A 20884-nucleotide genomic window follows, 5' to 3' on the forward strand; every position below is an offset into this window, starting at 1 on the left:
CTTGAAACGGTGTTGCGGTAAATCTTTAGAAATTGCCTTTCACCCAAGCCTGCAACCGCTCGAACAACGGCGCTTTCGCTTCGTCGTCGCTTCTGTAGCTGTCGCGGTTGCTCGGGCCCGACAGGGAAATGCCGTCGGTCTGCTTTTGCAGCCCGTACAACAGCAAGCCCACACCGGTGGAATAAATCGGGTTGCGCACTACGTCGCCCAGGCCTTTCACGCCATGGGGCACGCCCAGGCGGACCGGCATGTGGAAGATTTCCTCGGCCAGTTCGACCGCGCCTTCCATCTTCGAGGTGCCACCGGTCAGCACGATGCCGGCCGGGATCAAATCTTCGTAGCCGCTGCGACGCAGTTCAGCCTGGATCAGGGTGAACAGTTCGTCGTAGCGCGGCTCGACCACTTCGGCCAATGCCTGGCGCGACAGTTCGCGCGGTGGACGGTCGCCCACGCTTGGCACCTTGATGGTTTCACCGGCACCGGCCAGCTTGGCCAGGGCGCAGGCGTAACGGATCTTGATTTCTTCGGCGTACTGGGTCGGTGTGCGCAACGCCATGGCGATGTCGTTGGTCACCTGGTCACCGGCAATCGGGATCACGGCGGTGTGACGAATCGCACCCTCGGTGAAGATCGCGATGTCCGTGGTGCCGCCGCCGATGTCCACCAGGCACACGCCCAGTTCTTTTTCGTCGTCGGTCAGTACCGAGTAAGCCGAAGCCAACTGCTCGAGAATGATGTCGTCGATTTCCAGGCCGCAGCGGCGCACGCATTTTTCAATGTTCTGTGCAGCGTTGACGGCGCAGGTCACTACGTGAACCTTGGCTTCCAGACGTACGCCCGACATGCCCAGGGGCTCGCGAACGCCTTCCTGGTTATCGATCACGTAGTCCTGCGGCAGGGTGTGCAGCACGCGCTGGTCAGCCGGGATCGCGACGGCTTGCGCTGCGTCGAGTACCCGCTCCAGGTCGGCCGAGCTGACTTCGCGGTCGCGAATCGCCACGATGCCGTGGGAATTCAGGCTGCGGATGTGGTTGCCGGCAACGCCGACAAATGCCGAGTGAATCCGGCAACCGGCCATCAGCTGCGCTTCTTCGATGGCGCGCTGGATCGATTGCACGGTGGATTCAATATTCACCACCACGCCCTTCTTCAGGCCCCGGGACGGATGCGTGCCGATTCCGACGATTTCCAGCGTGCCGTCGTCCGCGACCTCGCCTACCAGCGCCACCACCTTGGAGGTGCCGATATCCAGACCGACGATCATTTTGCCGCTTTGCACGTTTGCCATGGGTCCTGCCTCTTCTTAATTCTTCGCGACAGCAGATTGCGCTGCCGTGGGCGCCGCAGGGGCCCGCCAGCCGACGGCAAGGCCGTTGGCGTAACGCAGGTCGATGCTCGCAATGTTCGTAATCTGTTCTTTCAAGGTCTTTTCATAGATGGCGATAAAACGGCGCATCTTTTCCACCAGGTTGCCGCGTCCCAGCAACAACTCGATGCCCGGGCCGGAACTGCCTGCACCCGTGGTCAAAAACCAGCTGCCCCGCTCGCGCAATTCCAGTCGCGCAATCGAGAAGCCCAACGGCCGCAGCATCTGGCTCAACGCCTGGTACTGCTGCATCACTTGCTGCTGCGCCCGCTGCGGCCCGAACAACTGCGGCAGGTGCTCGTAATTCGCCACTTCGCGAGGTGCAAACGCCTGGCCCTGGTTGTTCAACAGCGCACCATCACCCCAACGGGCCACGGGCAGTTGTTCTTCCAGGCGGATCGTCACTTGATCCGGCCACACGCGACGTACTTCGGCGTGGGCAATCCATGGCATCTGTTCCAGCTCGGAGCGCATGCCTGCCAGGTCGATGGTGAAGAAGCTCGACGCCACAAACGGGGCGATTCGCTGCTGCACGGCTTGCTGGCTGATGTAGCTCAAGTCACCCTGCACGCTGATCTTGGTGATCGGCCGGTCGGCATACGGCAGCAGGCGCTGGGCGCCTTCATACGTACCGAACCCCAGGGCCACCAGGATCACCGGCCAGAACAGCGCCTTGAGAAAACCAAAGTTGGCTTTCGGCATGCGCGCCGACATCGGCTCTTTAGCCACCATTCGGCTGGCACCACGCGGCACCGGCTTGCGGCCGGGAGCGGGTTGCTGATGACGAAGCGATGCGCCGTTCATGGTCTTAGCCTCGTGGCTCTATGCTTGCTGCCAGGATCGCCAGCACCAACTGCTGGAAATCCAGGCCGGCGGCACGAGCGGCCATGGGTACCAGGCTGTGGTCGGTCATCCCGGGTGCAGTGTTGACTTCCAGGAACCAGAAGTTCCCCTGGTCATCCTGCATCACGTCTGCCCGCGCCCAACCGGCGATACCCAGCGCCTCACAGGCTTTCGCCGTGAGGTCCATCAATTCCTGTTCCTTGGCTGCGTCGAGGCCGCACGGGATCCGGTACTGGGTATCGGAGGCCACATACTTGGCGTCGTAGTCGTAAAAGGTGTGGGGCGTGCCCAATGCGATGGGCGGCAATACCTGGCCACGCAGAGTAGCGATGGTGAACTCGGGACCTTGAATCCACTGTTCCACCAACACTTGCGAATCGTAGGTACTGGCCGCTTTCCATGCGTCAATCAATTCGGCGGCTGAGTTCACTTTAGCCATGCCGATACTGGAGCCTTCATGGGCTGGTTTGACGATCAAAGGCAGGCCCAGTTCCTTGGCTGCAGAAATACAATCGTCTTCGCTGCACAGCACGCTGTGACGCGGGGTCGGAATACCCAGGCTGTGCCACACCTGCTTGGTGCGCAACTTGTCCATGGCCAGGGCCGAAGCGAGGATGCCGCTGCCGGTATACGGAATGCCCAGGCACTCCAGCAGGCCCTGCATGCTGCCGTCTTCACCGCCACGGCCGTGAAGAATGATGAAGGCGCGGTCGATCTTCTCGGCCTGCAGGCGCGACAGGAAGTCATCACCCACGTCGATGCCGAACGCATTCACACCGGCACTTTGCAGCGCTTCCAGCACGGCATTGCCGGACTTCAGCGACACTTCACGCTCAGCGCTCTTGCCACCGAACAGCACCGCAACCCGGCCGAAGTCGGCAGGTTGAATGGTCGAGAACAGGGAGCCGTAGTCAGTGGTCATTTCGACTTCCCCTGTGCGGCGGCAAACAGCGGGCTTGCCAGCAATTTAGGGGCGAGGCCACCGATGTCACCGGCACCCTGGCACAGCAGGATGTCGCCGGCACGCAGCAGCGGCTTGACGATCGGCGCCAGGTCCACACCACGCTCGATGTAGATCGGGTCCAACTGGCCGCGTTGACGGATGCTGTTGCACAGCTTGCGGCTGTCGGCACCCGGGATCGGTTCTTCACCGGCCGGGTAGACTTCCATCAGCAGCAACACGTTGGCATCCGCCAGTACATTGACGAAATCGTCGTACAGGTCGCGGGTACGGCTGTAGCGGTGCGGCTGGTACACCATCACCAGGCGGCGTTCTGGCCAGCCACCGCGTACGGCCTTGATCACCGCTGCCACTTCGGTCGGGTGGTGACCGTAGTCGTCCACCAGCATCACGTTGCCGCCGTCCACCGGCAGTTCGCCGTAGACCTGGAAGCGACGACCCACGCCGGCAAAACCCGACAGGCCTTCGACGATGGCTTCATCGCTGACGCCTTCGTCGGAGGCGATGCAGATGGTCGCCAGGGAGTTGAGTACGTTGTGGTTGCCCGGCATGTTTACCGAGACATCCAGCGGCTCGCGGTCAGGACGCAGCACGGTGAAGAAAGTCTGCATGCCTTGCTGGCGCACATTGATCGCGCGCACGTCACAGTCTTCGCTGAAGCCGTAGGTCACGGTCGGACGCTTCACCAGCGGCAGGATTTCGCGCACCACCGGATCGTCCAGGCACACCACGGCCAGACCGTAGAACGGAAGGTTGTGCAGGAACTCGACGAAGGTTTTCTTCAGTTTGTTGAAGTCACCGTCGTAGGTCGCCATGTGGTCGGCGTCGATGTTGGTCACCACGGCCACCAGCGGTTGCAGGTGCAGGAAGCTGGCGTCGCTTTCATCGGCTTCGGCGATCAGGTAACGGCTAGTCCCCAGTTGTGCATTGGTGCCGGCTGCATTCAGGCGGCCACCGATGACGAACGTCGGGTCCAGGCCACCGGCGGCGAATACCGAGGCGATCAGGCTGGTGGTGGTGGTCTTGCCGTGGGTACCGGCGACGGCGATGCCGTGGCGGTAGCGCATCAGCTCAGCCAGCATTTCGGCACGCGGCACTACGGGAATGCGGCGTTCAAGGGCTGTGGCCACTTCCGGGTTGGAGGTGTTCACGGCACTGGAGACCACCAGCACATCGGCTTCGGCGGCGTTCTCGGCGCGGTGGCCGATAAAGATTTTCGCGCCAAACGATTCCAGGCGCTCGGTGACCGGCGACATTTTCAGGTCGGAGCCGGACACCTGGTAACCCAGGTTCAGCAACACTTCGGCGATCCCGCACATGCCCACGCCGCCGATACCGACGAAGTGGATGCGACGGATGCGGCGCATTTCCGGCTGTGGCATGGCTTTCTGATTCTCAACCATGGGCCACCTCCAGGCAGATATCGACCACGGTGCGGGTTGCGTCAGGTTTGGCCAGGCGGCTTGCGGTGCTCGCCATGCTGTTCAGTCGTTCCGGTTGCATCAAAACCTCGGTCAGGCGTGCGGCCAAATCGGCGGCGCCAGTCGTTCTTTGCGGCAGCAGGAAGGCAGCGCCCTCCCCAGCCAAATATTCGGCGTTGCGGGTCTGGTGATCGTCGATCGCGTGGGGCAAAGGCACCAGCAAGGACGGCAGACCGGCGGCAGCCAGTTCACTGACGGTCAACGCACCTGCGCGACAGACCACCAGGTCGGCCCAGCCATAGGCTTGGGCCATGTCTTTGATGAAGGGCTGCACATTCGCCTCCACACCCGCTTCGCGGTAGCGCGTGGCGGTCACTTCATCGTGGTTCTTGCCGGCCTGATGGAAGATCTCGGGGCGCAGCTCCACGGGGAGTTGCGACACCGCTTCAGGCAGCAATTTGTTCAACGGTTCGGCGCCCAGGCTTCCGCCCAGGATCAACAGGTGCGCCTTGCGACCGGCCAATGGCTGGCGGGCGATGTCCATGAACAGTTCGGTACGCACCGGGTTGCCGGTGGTACGCAACTTGTCCGCGGCACCAAAGGTCTTCGGAAACGCCTCGCATACCCGTGCAGCCAAGGGCACCAGCAGGCGATTGGCAGTGCCGGCCACGGCATTCTGCTCGTGGACGATCACTGGCACGCCGGCGAGTCTTGCCGCAACACCGCCCGGGCCGGTCACGTAGCCACCAAAGCCCAGCACGCATACCGGCTTCACTTCGCGGATCACCTTGCGCGCCTGCCACACGGCCTTGAGCAACACGAACGGCGCCTTCAGCAGGGACAATTTGCCCTTGCCACGCAAGCCGGTGACGTTGATCAAATGCAGCGGCAAGCCGGCATTCGGTACCAGATCATTTTCGATGCCGCGCGGCGTACCGAGCCAATGCACGGTGTAGCCACGGTTCTGGAACTCACGGGCACAGGCCAGCGCCGGGAACACGTGGCCACCGGTGCCGCCTGCCATGATCAGCACGTTAGCGCCCATGGTTCGGCTCCTCGGCGAAGTCGCTTTCGCTGAACTCCATCTCTTCGCTGCCCAGGTGGGTCCGACTCTCCCACTCGATGCGCAGCAATAAGCCGAGACAGGCGCAGCAAATCACCAACGAGCTGCCGCCGTAACTGAGGAACGGCAAGGTCAGGCCCTTGGTCGGCAGCAGGCCGACGTTCACCCCGATGTTGATCAGGAACTGGCCGATCCACAGGAACGACAAGCCGTACGCCACGTAGGCGGCGAAATATTGCTTGGCCTTTTCGGCCCACAAGCCGATGTACATGCCGCGAACACACACGAACACGAACAGCGCGACGGTGCACAGCGAACCGACCACGCCCAGCTCTTCGGCGAGTACCGAGAACACGAAGTCGGTGTGGGCTTCCGGCAGGTAGAACTGCTTCTGCACGCTGTTGCCCAGGCCCACGCCCAGCCACTCACCGCGACCGAAGGCGATCAACGCCTGGGTCAACTGGTAGCCGGAACCGAACTGATCGGACCACGGGTCGGTAAAGGTAATCAGACGGGCCATCCGGTAGGGTTGCGCCTGCACCAGAATGGTCACGGCGGCCACCGCCAGCACCACCATCAAGGTGAAGCGGAACAGGCCGACGCCGCCGAGGAACAGCATCGCCGCCGCCGCCCCCATCATTACGACGGTGGCACCGAAGTCCGGCTCCATCAGCAACAGGCCGGCCATGGGCAGCAGCACGATGAACGGCTTGAAGAAGCCCATCCAGCTTTCGCGTACTTCTTTCTGGCGCCGCACCAGGTAACCGGCGAGGTAGATCACCACGAACACCTTGGCGATTTCCGAGGGCTGCACGTTGAACGCACCGAAGCCGATCCAGCGCATCGAGCCGTTCACCTCACGCCCGATGCCGGGCAGGATCACCATCACCAACAGGCCGAAGGCGCCCACCAGCATCAGCCAACCCAGGCGCTGCCAGGTGGCGATCGGGATCATCATGGTGACGATGCATGCGCCAAGGCCAATCACCAGGTACACCAGGTGACGGATCATCATGTACAGGGTGTTGCCCGATTGCACCGCAGCCACTTCCGAGGAGGCCGAGGTGATCATCACCAGGCCCAGGCCCAGCAGCGCGAGGCAACCGGCGAGCATCGGGAAGTCAAGGTCGATACCGCGCCCGGTAATGATCGGCGACGGGTACGGCTTGATGATGTTACGGAAATTGATACTCATGCCAAGGCCTCCACGGCGCGGGCGAACAGCTGGCCGCGCTCTTCGTAGTTCTTGAACATGTCGAAACTGGCGCAGGCAGGCGACAGCAGCACCACGTCGCCCGGCAGAGCCAAGGCTTTGGATTGGGCGATGGCATCGTCCAGGGACTGCGCGCGCACCTGCGGTACGGCGTCGCCCAGGGCATCGGCGATCAGGCCGGAATCACGGCCCATCAACACCACGGCGCGGCAGTTGGCGGCGACCGGGCCTTTAAGGTCCTTGAAGTCGGCACCCTTGCCGTCGCCACCGGCGATCAGCACGACCTTGCCCTGAATGTCGGCACCCAAGCCTTCGATGGCAGCGAGTGCCGCACCGACGTTGGTGGCCTTGGAATCGTTGTAATAGCCAACGCCATCCAGCTCGCGAACCCACTGGCAGCGATGCTCAAGGCCGGCAAAGCTGCGCAGGGCCGAGAGCATGGCGTCGAACGGCAAGCCAACTGCGTGGCCGAGCGCCAGCGCCGCCAGGGCGTTGGCCTGGTTGTGGGCACCACGGATTTTCAGTTCGCGCACCGGCATCAGGTTCTGGAATTCGAAGGCCAGGTATTTCTCGCCGTTCTCTTCCCGAAGGCCGAAGGCCTTGAAGTCAGGCTTGTTCAGGCCGAAGGTCCAGCACGGCAGACCTTCGCCGATCAGCGGACGGCTCAGGGCATCCTGACGGTTCACCACCACTTGCCGCGCGCCACGGAAGATCCGGTGCTTGGCCAGGTGATACGCCGGCAGACCGCTGTAGCGGTCCATGTGGTCTTCGCTGACGTTGAGCACGGTGGCCACTTCGGCGTTGAGCTGGTCAGTGGTTTCCAGCTGGAAGCTCGACAGCTCCATCACGTACAGCTCGACGTCGTCGTTGAGCAGGTCCAGCGCCGGCGTGCCGAGGTTGCCGCCCACGGCCACGCGCTTGCCGGCCGCAGCCGCCATCTCGCCCACCAGGGTGGTCACGGTGCTTTTGGCATTGGAACCGCTGATGGCCACGATCGGCGCCTTCGCGTTACGCGCGAACAGCTCGATGTCGCCGGACAACTTCACGCCACGGGCCGCCGCCGCTTGCAGGGCCGGGGTCGCCAGGGCCAGGCCAGGGCTCACGTAGAGCTCATCGGCACGGCACAGAAACTCGACATCCAGCTCGCCACAACGCACTTCCACGTGCGGGTAGTCACGGCGCAGCGTGACCAGCTCCGGTGGATTTTCCCGCGTATCGGCCACGGCAAACGACGTGCCCCGGTTCGCCAGGAAGCGAACCAGGGACATGCCGCTCTTGCCGAGGCCGACAACGATGCGGAAGTGGTCTGAAGCGATCAGGGACACTCGTTTCTACCTCAGTTTCAGGGTGGCAAGGCCGAACAGAACCAGAATCACGGTGATAATCCAGAAACGAACAATCACCCGCGGCTCAGGCCAGCCCTTGAGTTCAAAGTGGTGGTGAATCGGCGCCATGCGGAATACGCGGCGCCCGGTCAATTTGAAGGAGGCAACCTGGATCACCACCGACAGGGTTTCCATCACGAACACACCACCCATGATGAACAGGACGATTTCCTGGCGGACGATCACCGCGATGGTGCCCAGGGCCGCGCCCAGCGCCAGTGCGCCGACGTCGCCCATGAAGACTTGTGCGGGGTAGGTGTTGAACCACAGGAAGCCCAGGCCCGCACCGATCAACGCGCCGCAGAACACAATCAGTTCGCCTGCGCCCGGTACATACGGGATCAGCAGGTATTCAGCGAATTTCACGTTACCCGACAGGTAGCAGAAGATGCCGAGGGCACCGCCCACCATCACCGTCGGCATGATCGCCAGGCCGTCGAGGCCGTCCGTCAGGTTGACCGCGTTGCTGGAGCCGACGATCACGAAGTAGGTCAGCACCACGAAGCCGACGCCCAGTGGAATGCTGGCGTCCTTGAGCATCGGGATGATCAGGGTGGTTTCCACCGCGCTTGGCGCAGTCATGAACAGGAAGATCGCCGCGCCGAGGCCGAACACCGACTGCCAGAAATACTTCCAGCGGCTTGGCAGCCCCTTGGAGTTCTTCTCGATCACCTTGCGGTAGTCATCTACCCAACCGATGGCGCCGAACAGCAGGGTCACCAGCAGCACGGTCCAGACATAACGGTTATGCAGGTCAGCCCACAGCAGCGTACTGATGCCGATGGACGACAGGATCAACGCACCGCCCATGGTCGGGGTGCCGGATTTGGACAGGTGCGACTGCGGGCCGTCGTTGCGTACCGACTGGCCAATCTGCAGGTTTTGCAGGGTACGGATCATCCATGGCCCGAGGAACAGCGACAACGACAGCGCGGTCAGCACACCCAGGATCCCGCGCAGGGTCAGGTACTGAAAGACCGCGAAGCCTTTGTGGAACTGTTGCAGATACTCAGCCAGCAGCAGCAGCATTAATGTTTCTCCGTACTTGAGCCACACAAGGCCGCGACGACGTTTTCCATCACCGCGCTGCGCGATCCCTTGATCAAAATAGTGGTGTGTTTGTCTTGTTCAGCCGCACTCAGTGCCTGGATCAGTTCGGCCTGGCTGGCGAAATGCTTTGCGCCCGGCCCGAAGGTGTCCACGGCGTGCAGCATGTTCGGGCCAACGGCGTAAAGGGCATCGACCTTGCCGGCGGCGTACGCGCCGACTTCACGGTGAGACTGTTCGGCCCACTCGCCCAGCTCGGCGATATCTCCCAGCACCAGCACCTTGCGACCGTCGAAGCTGGTCAGCAGGTCGATGGCGGCACAGATCGAGGACTGGTTGGCGTTGTAGGTGTCATCAATCACGCGCATGCCGTTGCTGGCCAGTTGCGCGACGGTGCGGCCCTTGACCGGTTGCACGGCGCCAAGGCCGGTGGCGATGCCAAACAACGACACGCCCAGCACGTGGGCGGCGGCGGCGGCAGCCAGGGCATTGGCGACGTTGTGGTTGCCCAGCAGGTTCAGTTGTACGTGCTCGTCACCTTGCGGGGTATGCAGGGTGAAGGATGGGCAGCCACGGGCGTCGGCCTTGATATTCGAGGCATGGAAATCGGCAGCGGCGTTGTGCACCGCGAAGCTCAAGACCTTGCGACCGGCGGCACGTACGCGCCAGGTTTCGAAGGCCTTGTCATCGAGGTTCAGCACGGCAGTGCCGGATGCGTCGAGGCCTTCGATGATTTCGCCCTTGGCTTCAACGATCTTTTCAGGGCCGCCAAACTCGCCGACGTGGGCAGTACCGGCGTTGCTGATCACCGCGACATGAGGCTTGGTCATGGCCACGGTGTAGGCGATTTCGCCGATGCGCGAAGCACCCAGCTCAATGACGGCCGCCGTGTGTTCCGGGGCCAGTTCGAGCAGGGTCAGCGGAGCGCCGAAGTCATTGTTCAGGTTGCCACGGGTCGCCAGGACCGGGCCGCGCGTGCGCAGGATGCCGGCCAGCAGCTCCTTGACCGTGGTCTTGCCGCTGGAACCGGTGATCGCCGCAACAGGCTTGGTGAAGGCGGCACGGTTCAGCGCCCCCAGTTGGCCGAGGGCCAGGCGGGTGTCGGCGACCAGCAATTGTGGCAGCGTCGAGTCAGCGACTTCGCGCTGCACCAGAGCGCCGACAGCGCCTTTGGCAGCGACGTCATTCAGGTAGTCATGGCCATCGAAGCTCGGGCCGGCCAAGGCGACAAACAGTTGCCCGGGCTTGATCGTCCGGCTGTCGATGCTGACGCCATCAAAGCTGCAATCAGCCGACAGCACGCGGGCCGACAAGGCCTGGGTCAGTTCGCTGAATTTAAGCGGCTTAAGCATGGGCCACCTCCCACGCGGTCAGGGCGTGATCAGCCTCGACCAGATCGGAGAAGGCGTGGCGTTCGCCGTTGATTTCCTGATAGTCCTCGTGACCTTTACCGGCCAGCACCACCACGTCGTCAGCACTTGCGCCGGCGATCAATTGGGCGATGGCTGCACCGCGACCGGCAACGAACGTCGCCTTGGACGCATCTTTAAAGCCGACACGAATGTCATCGAAAATCTGGCTTGGGTCTTCGCTGCGCGGGTTGTCGTCAGTGACGAGCACACCGTCGGCCAGTCGCTCGACGATTTCCGCCATCAACGGGCGCTTGCCGCGATCGCGGTCACCGCCACAGCCGAACAGGCACAGCAACTTGCCCTTGGCGTGGGGACGCAGGGCCTGCAGGATTTTTTCCAGGGCGTCCGGCGTGTGGGCGTAATCGACCACCACCAGCGGCTGGGTGCCGCCGCCGAGGCGTTGCATGCGACCGGCCGGGCCTTCCAGCTTCGGCAACACCCGCAGGATTTCGTCGAGGGCGTAATCCAGGCCAAGCAAGGCACCGACGGCGGCCAATACGTTGCTCAGGTTGAAACGCCCGAGCAAGGTGCTGCGCAAATGGTGCTCGCCCTGTGGCGTAACCAGCGTGGCGCGCACGCCTTCGTCATCAAAGGTGGCTTCACGGCAATACAGGTAGGCGCTGGAGTCTTCCAGGCTGTAGCTGATCAGGCGACCGTCGCCTTGGGCGGCGGCCAGTTGGCGACCGAATTCGTCGTCCAGGTTGACCACCCGGCACTTCAGGTCATTCCAGGCAAACAGCCGAGCCTTGGTGGCGGCGTAGGCCTCCATGGTCCCGTGGTAATCCAGGTGATCGCGGGACAGGTTGGTCATCACCGCCACGTCGAACGCCAGGGCAGTCACGCGGCCCTGGTCCAGACCGTGGGACGAGACTTCCATGGCAACCGCCTTGGCACCGGCCTTTTTCAGGTCGGCCAGGGTCGCTTGCACGGCAATCGGGTTAGGCGTGGTGTGCAGCCCGCTTTGCAGCGCTCCGTAGAAACCTGTGCCCAGGGTGCCCACGATGCCGCAATGCTGACCCAGCAGGTCAAGCGCCTGGGCGACCAGTTGGGTCACGCTGGTCTTGCCGTTGGTACCGGTCACGCCCACCAGGTTCAGGGTGCGGCTCGGGTCGCCATAAAAGCGCCCGGCGATGTCCGACAATTGCGCAGCCAGGCCCTTGACCGGAATCAAAGGCACGTCGGTGATCGGCAGCACGGTGGCGCCTTCCACTTCATAGGCCACTGCCGCAGCGCCGCGTTGCAGCGCGTCGGCGATATGGTCACGGCCGTCGAACTTGCCACCCGGCACTGCCAGGAACAGGTCGCCGGCACGCACATTACGGCTGTCCAGGGTCAACTCGCGAATCAGCAGATCGCGGCCGGCGTGGGCAAAAATCTTGTTCAGGCTCAGAGACATCAGCCGCGCCCTCCATTGGCTTTTACAGCAGCGGCCGGCGGGCCGGCGTTCGCTTGTTGGGTAGCCGGCAGGTTGTCCGGCGTGATGTTCATCAGGCGCAACGTCCCGGACATCACCTTGCTGAACACCGGCGCCGATACCAGGCCACCGAAGTAACCGGCTTTGCTCGGCTCATCGATCACCACGACGATGGCGTAGCGCGGATCGCTCATCGGGCCGAAGCCTGCGAACAGCGAGCGGTAGGAGTTTTCGGCGTAGCCCTTGGTACCCACGGCGGTTTTACGCGCGGTACCGGACTTGCCTGCCACGTGATACGCCGGCACCTGGGCACGGAACACGCCACGTGGTGCTTCGATCACTTGTTGCAGCATGCCTTGCATGGTCTTCGCGACGTTTTCCGGGATCACCTGGGTCGCAGGCGGCGCCTCGTCCAGGTGGATCAGGCTCAGCGGCACCATGCGGCCGTTGTTGGCCAGCACCGAGAAGGCGTGGGCCAGTTGGATGGCTGTTACCGACAGGCCATAACCGTAGGAAAGCGTGGCGGTCTCGGCTTTTTTCCAGTCACGGTAGTTCGGCAGGTTGCCCACACGTTCGCCCGGGAAGTCCAGGCCGGTGGGTTGCCCCAGACCGACTTTCTGCGCGAGGTGGTAGATGGCTTCGCCGCCGATATCGAAGGCGACTTTACTCATGCCCACGTTACTGGAGTTGATCAGGATACCTGTCAAATCCAGCACCGGACCTTCGGTGCGCGACACGTCACGAATGGTGTATTTGCCCAGCTGCAATGTGCCCGGGTAAACCTCGACCTTGTCGGCCGGTTTCCAGCGCCCGGTTTCCAGGGCGGCACTCATGGAAATGGCTTTCATGGTCGAACCCGGCTCGAACACGTCGATCATGGCGCGGTTGCGCATCATCGCCGGTTGCAGGTTGCGACGGTTGTTGGGGTTGTAGGTCGGCTGGTTGACCATGGCGAGAATCTCGCCGGTCTTCACGTCCATGATCACCAGGCTGCCGGCTTTCGCACCGTTCTCGATGATCGCGTTACGCAGCTCACGGTTGGCCAGGTATTGCAGGCGCAGGTCAATCGACAACGCCAAGGGCTTACCGGCCTTGGCGTTTTTGGTGACCTGGACATCCTTGATCAGTCTGCCGCGCCGATCCTTGATGACCTGTCGTTTGCCGGGAACCCCGGCCAGCCATTCGTCGTAGGCGAGTTCCACGCCTTCGCGACCGTGATCATCAATGTCGGTGAAACCCACCATATGGGCAGTGGTTTCGCCGGCCGGGTAGAAACGCCGAAATTCCTCGATGCCGTAGACACCGGGGACTTTAAGGTCGAGTACTTGCTGGCCTTGTTCGGGGGTGAGCCCGCGAACCAGGTAGATGAATTCTTTATTGGCCTGGGCTTCGAGGCGTTCGCTCAGGGCTTTTGGGTCCTGGCCCAGGGCGGCAGCCAGTTCCGGCCATTTGTCCTTGGCGGTCTGCATTTCCTTGGCGTTGGCCCACAGGGTGGTCACCGGGGTACTGACGGCCAGGGGCTCGCCGTTACGGTCGGTGATCAGGCCGCGGTGTGCAGGAATCGGGATATGCCGCAGGCTACGGGCATCGCCCTGGCCGATCAGGAAGTCACGGTCCACCACTTGCAGGTCGATAATCCGCCAGGCAATCGCGCCCACCATCAGTGCCAGCAACCCCAGCACTACGCGGAAACGCCACGGGTAGAGTGCGCCCTCGAGTTTCATCATGGCGCCACCATGCGAACTTCTGCAGCGCCCGGGATGTGCATCTTCAGTTGTTCAGTGGCCAGCACTTCGATGCGGCTGTGGGCCGTCCAGGTACTTTGCTCGAGGATCAACCGGCCCCACTCCGCCTGCGCCTTGTCGCGCACGCTCAACTCCCCGTACAGGGTATTGAGCAGTTGGCGGTTGTAATGGGCGCTGTAGGACACCGCAATCGCGGACACCAGCACGCCAACAAATAGCAGCAACATAAAGAAGCTGCCGCCCGGGAGGGGCTTGGCGAAAAGCTTGCTCACCGCAACTTCTCCGCAACGCGCATGACAGCGCTACGGGCACGTGGGTTGGCCTTGAGTTCGGCTTCGGAAGCGAACTGCGCTTTGCCATGGATTTTGATTTTCGGCACAAAAGCTTCGTAACGCACCGGCAGGTTGCGTGGCAGGTTGTCGGACTCGCCCTTGACCAGGCGACGCATGAACAATTTGACGATGCGGTCTTCCAGGGAGTGGAAGCTGATCACCACCAGGCGACCGCCCACTTCCAGAGCTTCCAGGGCGGCTTCGAGGCCGGCTTCCAGGTCGCCCAATTCGTTGTTGACGTGAATACGCAGGCCCTGGAACGCACGGGTTGCCGGGTTCTTGCCCTTTTCCCATGCAGGGTTGGCGACTTTCAGCACCTCAGCCAGGTCGGCCGTGCGCTCGAACGGCTGGATTTCCCGGCGTTCGACCACGGCACGCGCCATGCGGCCAGCGAAGCGCTCTTCGCCGTATTCCTTGAACACACGGGTGATTTCTTCGTGGGGAGCGGTAGCGATGAACTGCGCGGCGCTGATGCCACGGCTTGGGTCCATGCGCATGTCCAGCGGGCCGTCGTTCATGAAACTGAAGCCACGCTCAGGGTCGTCCAGCTGTGGGGAAGACACGCCCAGGTCCAGCAGAACCCCGGCCACCTTGCCCGCCATGCCACGTTCGGCGACTTCTGCACCGAGCTCGGCAAAGCTGCGCTGCACAACGACAAAGCGGCCGTCTTCGGCCGCTAGCGCTTGCCCGGTGGCAATCGCTTGAGGGTCTTTGTCGAACCCGAGGAGCTTACCGTCCGGACCCAGCTGGCTGAGGATCAGCCGACTGTGCCCGCCCCTGCCGAAGGTGCCATCCAAATAGCAGCCATCCGCGCGTACGGCGAGAGCCTCAACGGCTTCGTCAAGCAGTACGGTGATGTGGTTAAAGCCGCTATCAATAGTCACAGGATCAAATCACGCAGTTCATCAGGCATGGCGCCCGGTTGTTGAATAGCAGCCAGGTCAGCTGCAGAAACAGCATCCCAGGCATCTTCGTCCCACAATTGGAACTTGTTCAGTTGGCCTACCAGCATCGCGCGCTTGTCCAATTTGGCGTATTCGCGCAGACGCGGTGGAACCAGGAAACGACCACTGCCATCGAGTTCGAGGTCGACGGCATTACCAATCAGCAAGCGTTGCAGGCGGCGGTTCTCTTCACGCAGTGAAGGCAGTGCACGCAACTTGGTTTCAATCAGCTCCCACTCATCGAGCGGGTACACACATAAACAGGGATCAACGGCATCGATGGTGATGATTAATTGCCCGGAACTTCGCGAAATGAGCTCGTCACGATACCGGCTCGGCATGGCGAGACGGCCTTTTGCATCGAGACTGATAGCGTTAGCTCCGCGAAACACAGATGCGTTTCTCCAAATTTTAGCGTTTTACGTTCAAAAAACCCACTTTGTGCCACTTTCCGCCACTTGCGCACACTATAGGAATGCGCCCACCACACCGTCAAGGCGCGGATTCAAGGAAAAGCCTTACAGAACGGAGATTTAGGAAGGTAAAGGGAGGAGAAACGAGAGTTTGACGGCGATTTTGACTCAACAACACCAAATAGCTCAAAGAGCTAAGGCTTAAAGTTAAAGTAATTTATTAAGAGTAAGATTTTTTCGGTATTACGAAGACGCATCTGCTGACGATTCAGCAGGGAGGGATTCTCGCGTTACTACCAGGTTCCTGCCCGAGATTCGGACAGAAGGAAAAAAGGTGGAGAGTCGATCTGTAAGCCGGGTTCTGTCTTGAACAGTCATTCGTCTACGATGGCCATCACTGGACATCTTTAGCAACCTACCCGGTCCCAGCGCGGGCCACGCCTTGGGACCCTATTTGGTCTTGCTCCAAGTGGGGTTTACCTAGCCACGAACTGTTGCCAGTCGTGCGGTGCGCTCTTACCGCACCTTTTCACCCTTACCGGTACCGAAGTACTTAGGCGGTTATTTTCTGTGGCACTTTCCGTAGGCTCACGCCTCCCAGGCATTACCTGGCACTTCGCCCTATGGAGCCCGGACTTTCCTCCCCCCTCTAATTTTCATAGAAGGCAGCGACTGTCCAATCGACTCTCCGCCGCGCAGGTTAACGGCACGGCGGCGTTAGAACAAGTATTAAAAGACACTAATGCCATCATGTTCAGACGGAGTGCAGGCTGGAACCCGGAACTATTCGCCCTTTTGTTTATCCAGCGCCACTTGATACAGGACGTTCTTGCGTACGCCGGTTATTTCCGCGGCCAATGCAGCGGCGCGCTTCAATGGCATCTCCTTGAGCAGCAGGTCAAGAATGCGCATTGCCTCGCTGCCCACCGCATCTTCGCTTTCCGGCGCCGACCACCCCGCCACCAACACCACGCACTCGCCGCGCTGCTGATTGCTGTCGCCCTCGACAAATTCGCGCAGTTCCTGCAGCGGCAAGCCCTTGAGGGTTTCGAAGGTCTTGGTGATTTCCCGCGCCAGCAGTGCCAGGCGATCGCCGCCGAACACCAGCTCCATATCTTGCAGGCATTCAAGGATGCGGTGCGGGGCTTCGTAGAAGATCAGCGTGCGTGGCTCTTCCTTTACCAGTTCCAGGCGCGCCCGGCGCCCGACGGCCTTGGCGGGCAGGAAGCCTTCGAAGATAAACCGGTCCGACGGCAAGCCGGCTGCAGACAATGCAGCAATCAGCGCGCACGCCCCCGGAACAGGCACTACATTGATACCAGCCGCCCGCGCCTGGCGAACCAGATGATAGCCAGGGTCGGAAATCAGCGGCGTACCCGCATCCGAGATCAACGCCACGTCATCACCCGCCAGCAAACGAGTGATAAAACGACTGCCTTCTTCACGCTCGTTGTGTTCGTGACAGGCGGCCAAGGGGGTCGGAATACCGAAATGCTGCATTAATCGCTGGGAGTGCCGAGTGTCTTCAGCCGCGATCAGTTTTACGTCGCGCAACACTTTCAGCGCACGCGCACTGATGTCGTCCAGGTTGCCAATGGGCGTCGCCACGACAAAAAGCGAGCCTGCAGTGGAATTCAAAGGACCTGGAGCAGTCAAAACGCACACCTCGATGGTTGGCAAAAGCCACATTGTAGCGCGTAGACGCCTTGAATATATGCCCTCGGGGCGGGTTCGATTTCAGCCGCGTATTGGGTCCTGCAACATTTACACGACCTAAATAGACGGTTTCACGCCAGTAACATCGCGCCCCGGCCAGTGCTTGGGTACAATTCCACGCTAATTTGATCGGTATCAGGAACACTTACATGATCGCTTGCCTGCGGCTGTTCTCTGCCCTCTGCCTCGCTGCCCTGTTGGCGGCTTGCGCCAGCTCGCCCTCGTCCAGCCTTGGCGACCTCCCCCGGACTCCGGATGCCAGCATCGAGCAACTGCTCGAACAGGCGACTTCGGCCAAGACTCCGGAAAAAGCCGCGCTGTTGCGCTTGAGTGCGGCTGACCTGGCGTTTCACCAAAACAATCCGGGACGCTCGGCGCAGATTCTTGCCCAGGTGCCACTGGACGTCCTGAAACCGGCGGCGCAGGTATTTGCCAGCACCCTGTCGGCTGAACTGGCGATGGCCCGCAACCAGCCCAAGGCAGCGTTGACGGCCTTGAATCACCCGAGCCTGCAAAGCCTCAAGGAACTGCCGCCTGAACAGCAGATCCGCACGGGCACCGTGCATGCCCGCGCCTATGAGGCCGACGGCCAGACCCTGGCCGCCGCCCGCGAGCGCGTCGCCATGGCCCCGCTGCTGACGGGCGATGCCTACAACAGCAACCACGAAGCCATCTGGGCACTGATTGCCGCCTTGCCTGCCGATCAACTGCAAGCCAGCGGCAACCCGACGCTGGACGGCTGGATCAGCCTGGCCCAGGCAGTCAAGGGCGCCGGCACTCTGGAGCAACAGCAGGCGGCCATCGACACCTGGCGCGCCCAGAACCCTGGCCACCCGGCAGCCTCGCAATTGCCGCAGCCGCTGACCAAGCTCAAGGAACTGGCCAGCCAGCCGCTGAACAAGATCGCCCTGCTGCTGCCGCAGGAAGGTCCGCTGGCCGGCGTTGCCAAGGCGCTGCGCGAAGGCTTCATGGCCGCGCACTACCAGGCTGAACAAGCCGGGCAGAAGCCGCCGGTGATCGAGTTCTACGACAGCTCGCGCCTGACCTCCATCGACGACTTCTACGCCAAGGCCCAGGCCGCCGGCGTACAACTGGTGGTCGGCCCGCTGGAGAAACCGCTGGTCAAGCAACTCAGCGCACGCCCGCAATTGCCGATCACCACCCTGGCCCTGAACTACAGCGAAGCCGACCAGAACCCGGCGCAACTGTTCCAGTTTGGCCTGGCCGCTGAAGACGAAGCCCGTGAAGTGTCCCGTCGTGCTCGCGCCGATGGCCTGCACCGCGCCGCCGCCATGGTGCCGAAAGGCGAATGGGGCGAGCGCGTCTACAAGGCATTCCGTCAGGATTGGGAAGCCAATGGCGGCACCGTGGTGGGCGTCGAGTACGTTGACCAGCCGGTAGCCCTGGCCCAGCAGATTGCCGACCTGTTCCAGCTGCGCAAGAGCGAAGGCCGCGCCAAGAGCCTGCAAAGCACGGTAGGTTCGGATGTTTCCGCCCAGCCATCGCGCCGCCAGGACATCGAGTTCATCTTCCTGGCCGTGACTCCGCAACTGGCCCAGCAGATCAAGCCGACCCTGAACTTCCAATACGCTGGCGACGTGCCGGTGTATGCGACGTCCCACGTGTTCAGCGCCAGTGGCGACAAGAACCAGTACCTGGACATGACCAACGTGATGTTCTGCGAAACCCCTTGGCTGCTGAACACCACCGACCCGCTGCGCAACCAGGTCGCTGCCCAATGGCCACAAGCCAACGGCAGCCTTGGCCGCCTGTACGCGATGGGTGTGGATGCCTACCGCCTGGCGCCGCGCCTGGGGCAGCTCAAGGCACTGCCGGACACTCGTGTCGACGGCCTGTCGGGCAACCTGGGCGTCAGCGCCAGCCAGCGTGTCGACCGCCAGATGCCATGGGCGAAGTTCGTCGGTGGCGAGATCCAGCGCCTGCCTGATACCCCGCGCTGATGCCCGAGCGGTCAAGCGCACAAAGCGGCAAGGACGCCGAACTTCAAGCTCTCGAGTACCTGCAACGACAAGGTCTGCGCCTCCTGGCGCAGAACTGGTTATGCAAACGCGGCGAGCTTGATCTGGTCATGCTTGACGGCGATACAGTAGTATTTGTCGAAGTCCGCTACAGAAAACACGCACAATGGGGTGGCGCGCTCGCCAGTATCGACGGGCGCAAGCGCCAGAAGTTGATACTCGCCGCGCAGTTTTTCCTGCTCAAGGAGCGTCGCTGGGCCGATCATCCCTGCCGTTTCGATGTGGTTGCCATAGAAAGCACTCCCCGGGGAACAGCCGATCTGAACTGGCTGCAAGATGCCTTTGACAGCTGATTCGCCGGACATCTACACCGCACACTTTTGCTCTTTGCTTTGCGGGCTGCACATTCCTGTGCCAAACAGCCGCGCTACTTAAGGTCACACAGATGGACATGCAATCCCGAATTCGCCAGCTTTTCCAGGCCAGTATCGATACCAAGCAACAGGCGATGGACGTACTTGCACCGCACATCGAGCAAGCCAGTCAGGTCATGGTCAACGCCTTGCTCAACGAAGGCAAAATGCTTTCGTGCGGCAACGGCGGTTCGGCCGGCGATGCCCAGCATTTCTCCTCCGAGCTGCTCAACCGCTTCGAGCGTGAGCGCCCGAGCCTGCCGGCCATCGCCCTGACCACCGACACCTCGACGATCACCTCGATCGCCAACGACTACAGCTACAACGAAATCTTCTCCAAACAGATCCGCGCCCTTGGCCAGCCGGGGGACGTCCTGCTGGCGATCTCCACCAGCGGTAACTCGGCGAATATTATTCAAGCGATCCAGGCCGCACATGATCGTGAAATGATTGTCGTAGCATTGACCGGACGCGACGGCGGCGGCATGGCCTCGCTGCTGTTGCCCGAAGACGTGGAAATCCGCGTCCCGGCCAATGTCACCGCACGTATCCAGGAAGTCCACCTGCTGGCGATCCACTGCCTGTGCGATCTGATCGACAGCCAACTGTTCGGGAGTGAAGAATGACCGTTAAACGCCTTAGCCTATTGGCAATCACGCTGTGCCTAGGCATCAGCGGCTGCAGCTCGGTAATCGAAGCGAGCCGCGACACGCCCATCCAGGACGATAAAGGCACCCGCACTTTCGGCAGCAAAATCGATGACTCACTGATCGAGACCAAGGTTTCCGTCAACGTGTCCAAGGCCGCTCCAGACCTGGGCAACGGCGCATCGCGCATCGTGGTCGTCAGCTTCAACGGCGTGGTGCTGCTCACCGGCCAAACCCCGCGTGCCGACTTGAAGGCCCAGGCTGAACAAGCTGCCGCCACTGTGCAGCGGGTCAAGAAAGTTCACAACGAACTGCAGGTGATGGACCCGATCACCCTGCTGGCAATCAGCAACGACGCCCTGCTGACCACCAAGATCAAGACCCAGATGCTGACCGACAGCGCCATTCCCGGCTCTCGGATCAAGATCGTCACCGACAACGGCATCGTCTACATGATGGGCCTGCTGACCCAGGCAGAAGCCACCCGCGCCGCCAACCTGGTACAAAGTGTGTCCGGCGTACAGAAGATCGTGAAGCTGTTCGAATACATCGACTGATTTATCGTCAGCC

The 20884-nt window shown here is 61.8% G+C and carries 19 protein-coding genes and 1 other RNA gene; 4 read left to right on the top strand and 16 right to left on the bottom strand.

Annotated features, from left to right (window positions below; translation table 11 throughout):
- Positions 1-25: 25 nt before the first annotated feature.
- The 16 genes from ftsA to rsmI form a co-directional block, all read right to left on the bottom strand.
- Positions 26-1288, bottom strand: coding sequence for a cell division protein FtsA (gene ftsA, locus A462_RS19770; RefSeq protein ID WP_003216224.1), 1263 nt, complete (start codon positions 1286-1288; stop codon positions 26-28).
- A 15-nt stretch (positions 1289-1303) separates the two neighbouring features.
- Positions 1304-2170 (bottom strand): cell division protein FtsQ/DivIB, encoded by an 867-nt coding sequence (locus tag A462_RS19765; protein ID WP_032899262.1) that lies wholly within the window; start codon positions 2168-2170, stop codon positions 1304-1306.
- Between the two features lie 4 nt (positions 2171-2174).
- Complete coding sequence (locus A462_RS19760; protein ID WP_003216220.1) at positions 2175-3131, bottom strand: D-alanine--D-alanine ligase; 957 nt, start codon at positions 3129-3131, stop codon at positions 2175-2177.
- Positions 3128-4573, bottom strand: a complete 1446-nt coding sequence (murC, locus tag A462_RS19755; RefSeq protein WP_003216219.1) for a UDP-N-acetylmuramate--L-alanine ligase — start codon at positions 4571-4573, stop codon at positions 3128-3130. Before murC ends, A462_RS19760 begins: the two co-directional genes overlap by 4 nt.
- Positions 4566-5636: an undecaprenyldiphospho-muramoylpentapeptide beta-N-acetylglucosaminyltransferase gene (gene murG / locus A462_RS19750; protein WP_008434228.1), complete on the bottom strand. Its 1071-nt coding sequence runs from the start codon at positions 5634-5636 to the stop codon at positions 4566-4568. The genes murC and murG overlap by 8 nt, the downstream gene beginning before the upstream one ends.
- On the bottom strand, positions 5626-6849 hold the full coding sequence (gene ftsW / locus A462_RS19745) for a putative lipid II flippase FtsW (protein WP_003216215.1): 1224 nt from the start codon (positions 6847-6849) through the stop codon (positions 5626-5628). Before ftsW ends, murG begins: the two co-directional genes overlap by 11 nt.
- On the bottom strand, positions 6846-8192 hold the full coding sequence (gene murD, locus A462_RS19740; RefSeq protein WP_008434229.1) for a UDP-N-acetylmuramoyl-L-alanine--D-glutamate ligase: 1347 nt from the start codon (positions 8190-8192) through the stop codon (positions 6846-6848). The genes ftsW and murD overlap by 4 nt, the downstream gene beginning before the upstream one ends.
- A gap of 6 nt (positions 8193-8198) precedes the next feature.
- The gene (gene mraY, locus A462_RS19735; protein ID WP_008434230.1) at positions 8199-9281 is read right to left on the bottom strand and encodes a phospho-N-acetylmuramoyl-pentapeptide-transferase; all 1083 of its coding nucleotides are present in this window, start codon (positions 9279-9281) and stop codon (positions 8199-8201) included.
- Positions 9281-10651 carry a UDP-N-acetylmuramoyl-tripeptide--D-alanyl-D-alanine ligase gene (locus tag A462_RS19730; protein ID WP_008434231.1) on the bottom strand — a complete coding sequence of 457 codons (1371 nt, stop codon included), beginning with the start codon at positions 10649-10651 and terminating at the stop codon, positions 9281-9283. Before A462_RS19730 ends, mraY begins: the two co-directional genes overlap by 1 nt.
- Positions 10644-12107 (bottom strand): UDP-N-acetylmuramoyl-L-alanyl-D-glutamate--2,6-diaminopimelate ligase, encoded by a 1464-nt coding sequence (locus A462_RS19725; protein ID WP_003216207.1) that lies wholly within the window; start codon positions 12105-12107, stop codon positions 10644-10646. The genes A462_RS19730 and A462_RS19725 overlap by 8 nt, the downstream gene beginning before the upstream one ends.
- Positions 12107-13849, bottom strand: a complete 1743-nt coding sequence (locus A462_RS19720; protein ID WP_166742205.1) for a peptidoglycan D,D-transpeptidase FtsI family protein — start codon at positions 13847-13849, stop codon at positions 12107-12109. Before A462_RS19720 ends, A462_RS19725 begins: the two co-directional genes overlap by 1 nt.
- Positions 13849-14142 (bottom strand): cell division protein FtsL, encoded by a 294-nt coding sequence (gene ftsL / locus A462_RS19715; protein WP_003216203.1) that lies wholly within the window; start codon positions 14140-14142, stop codon positions 13849-13851. Before ftsL ends, A462_RS19720 begins: the two co-directional genes overlap by 1 nt.
- Positions 14139-15086 carry a 16S rRNA (cytosine(1402)-N(4))-methyltransferase RsmH gene (rsmH, locus tag A462_RS19710; RefSeq protein ID WP_003216201.1) on the bottom strand — a complete coding sequence of 316 codons (948 nt, stop codon included), beginning with the start codon at positions 15084-15086 and terminating at the stop codon, positions 14139-14141. Before rsmH ends, ftsL begins: the two co-directional genes overlap by 4 nt.
- Positions 15083-15538 carry a division/cell wall cluster transcriptional repressor MraZ gene (mraZ, locus tag A462_RS19705; protein ID WP_003171868.1) on the bottom strand — a complete coding sequence of 152 codons (456 nt, stop codon included), beginning with the start codon at positions 15536-15538 and terminating at the stop codon, positions 15083-15085. The genes rsmH and mraZ overlap by 4 nt, the downstream gene beginning before the upstream one ends.
- A gap of 355 nt (positions 15539-15893) precedes the next feature.
- An RNA gene (rnpB, locus tag A462_RS32905) (RNase P RNA component class A) lies at positions 15894-16247 on the bottom strand.
- 95 nt (positions 16248-16342) lie between these two features.
- Positions 16343-17248, bottom strand: coding sequence for a 16S rRNA (cytidine(1402)-2'-O)-methyltransferase (gene rsmI / locus A462_RS19700; protein ID WP_161635740.1), 906 nt, complete (start codon positions 17246-17248; stop codon positions 16343-16345).
- Positions 17249-17424: 176 nt separating this feature from the next.
- Here rsmI and A462_RS19695 point away from each other — a divergent pair, with 176 nt between their 5' ends.
- The 4 genes from A462_RS19695 (at position 17425) to A462_RS19680 (ending at position 20871) form a co-directional block, all read left to right on the top strand.
- The gene (locus tag A462_RS19695; protein ID WP_008434234.1) at positions 17425-19236 is read left to right on the top strand and encodes a penicillin-binding protein activator; all 1812 of its coding nucleotides are present in this window, start codon (positions 17425-17427) and stop codon (positions 19234-19236) included.
- Positions 19236-19607, top strand: coding sequence for a YraN family protein (locus tag A462_RS19690; protein WP_003216193.1), 372 nt, complete (start codon positions 19236-19238; stop codon positions 19605-19607). Before A462_RS19695 ends, A462_RS19690 begins: the two co-directional genes overlap by 1 nt.
- 92 nt (positions 19608-19699) lie before the next feature.
- Positions 19700-20293, top strand: a complete 594-nt coding sequence (locus tag A462_RS19685) for a phosphoheptose isomerase (RefSeq protein ID WP_003216190.1) — start codon at positions 19700-19702, stop codon at positions 20291-20293.
- Positions 20290-20871, top strand: coding sequence for a BON domain-containing protein (locus A462_RS19680; protein WP_003216188.1), 582 nt, complete (start codon positions 20290-20292; stop codon positions 20869-20871). Before A462_RS19685 ends, A462_RS19680 begins: the two co-directional genes overlap by 4 nt.
- The last annotated feature ends 13 nt before the right edge of the window (positions 20872-20884 follow it).

The sequence above is a fragment of the Pseudomonas sp. Ag1 genome, assembly GCF_000278565.1.
Classification (GTDB): domain Bacteria; phylum Pseudomonadota; class Gammaproteobacteria; order Pseudomonadales; family Pseudomonadaceae; genus Aquipseudomonas.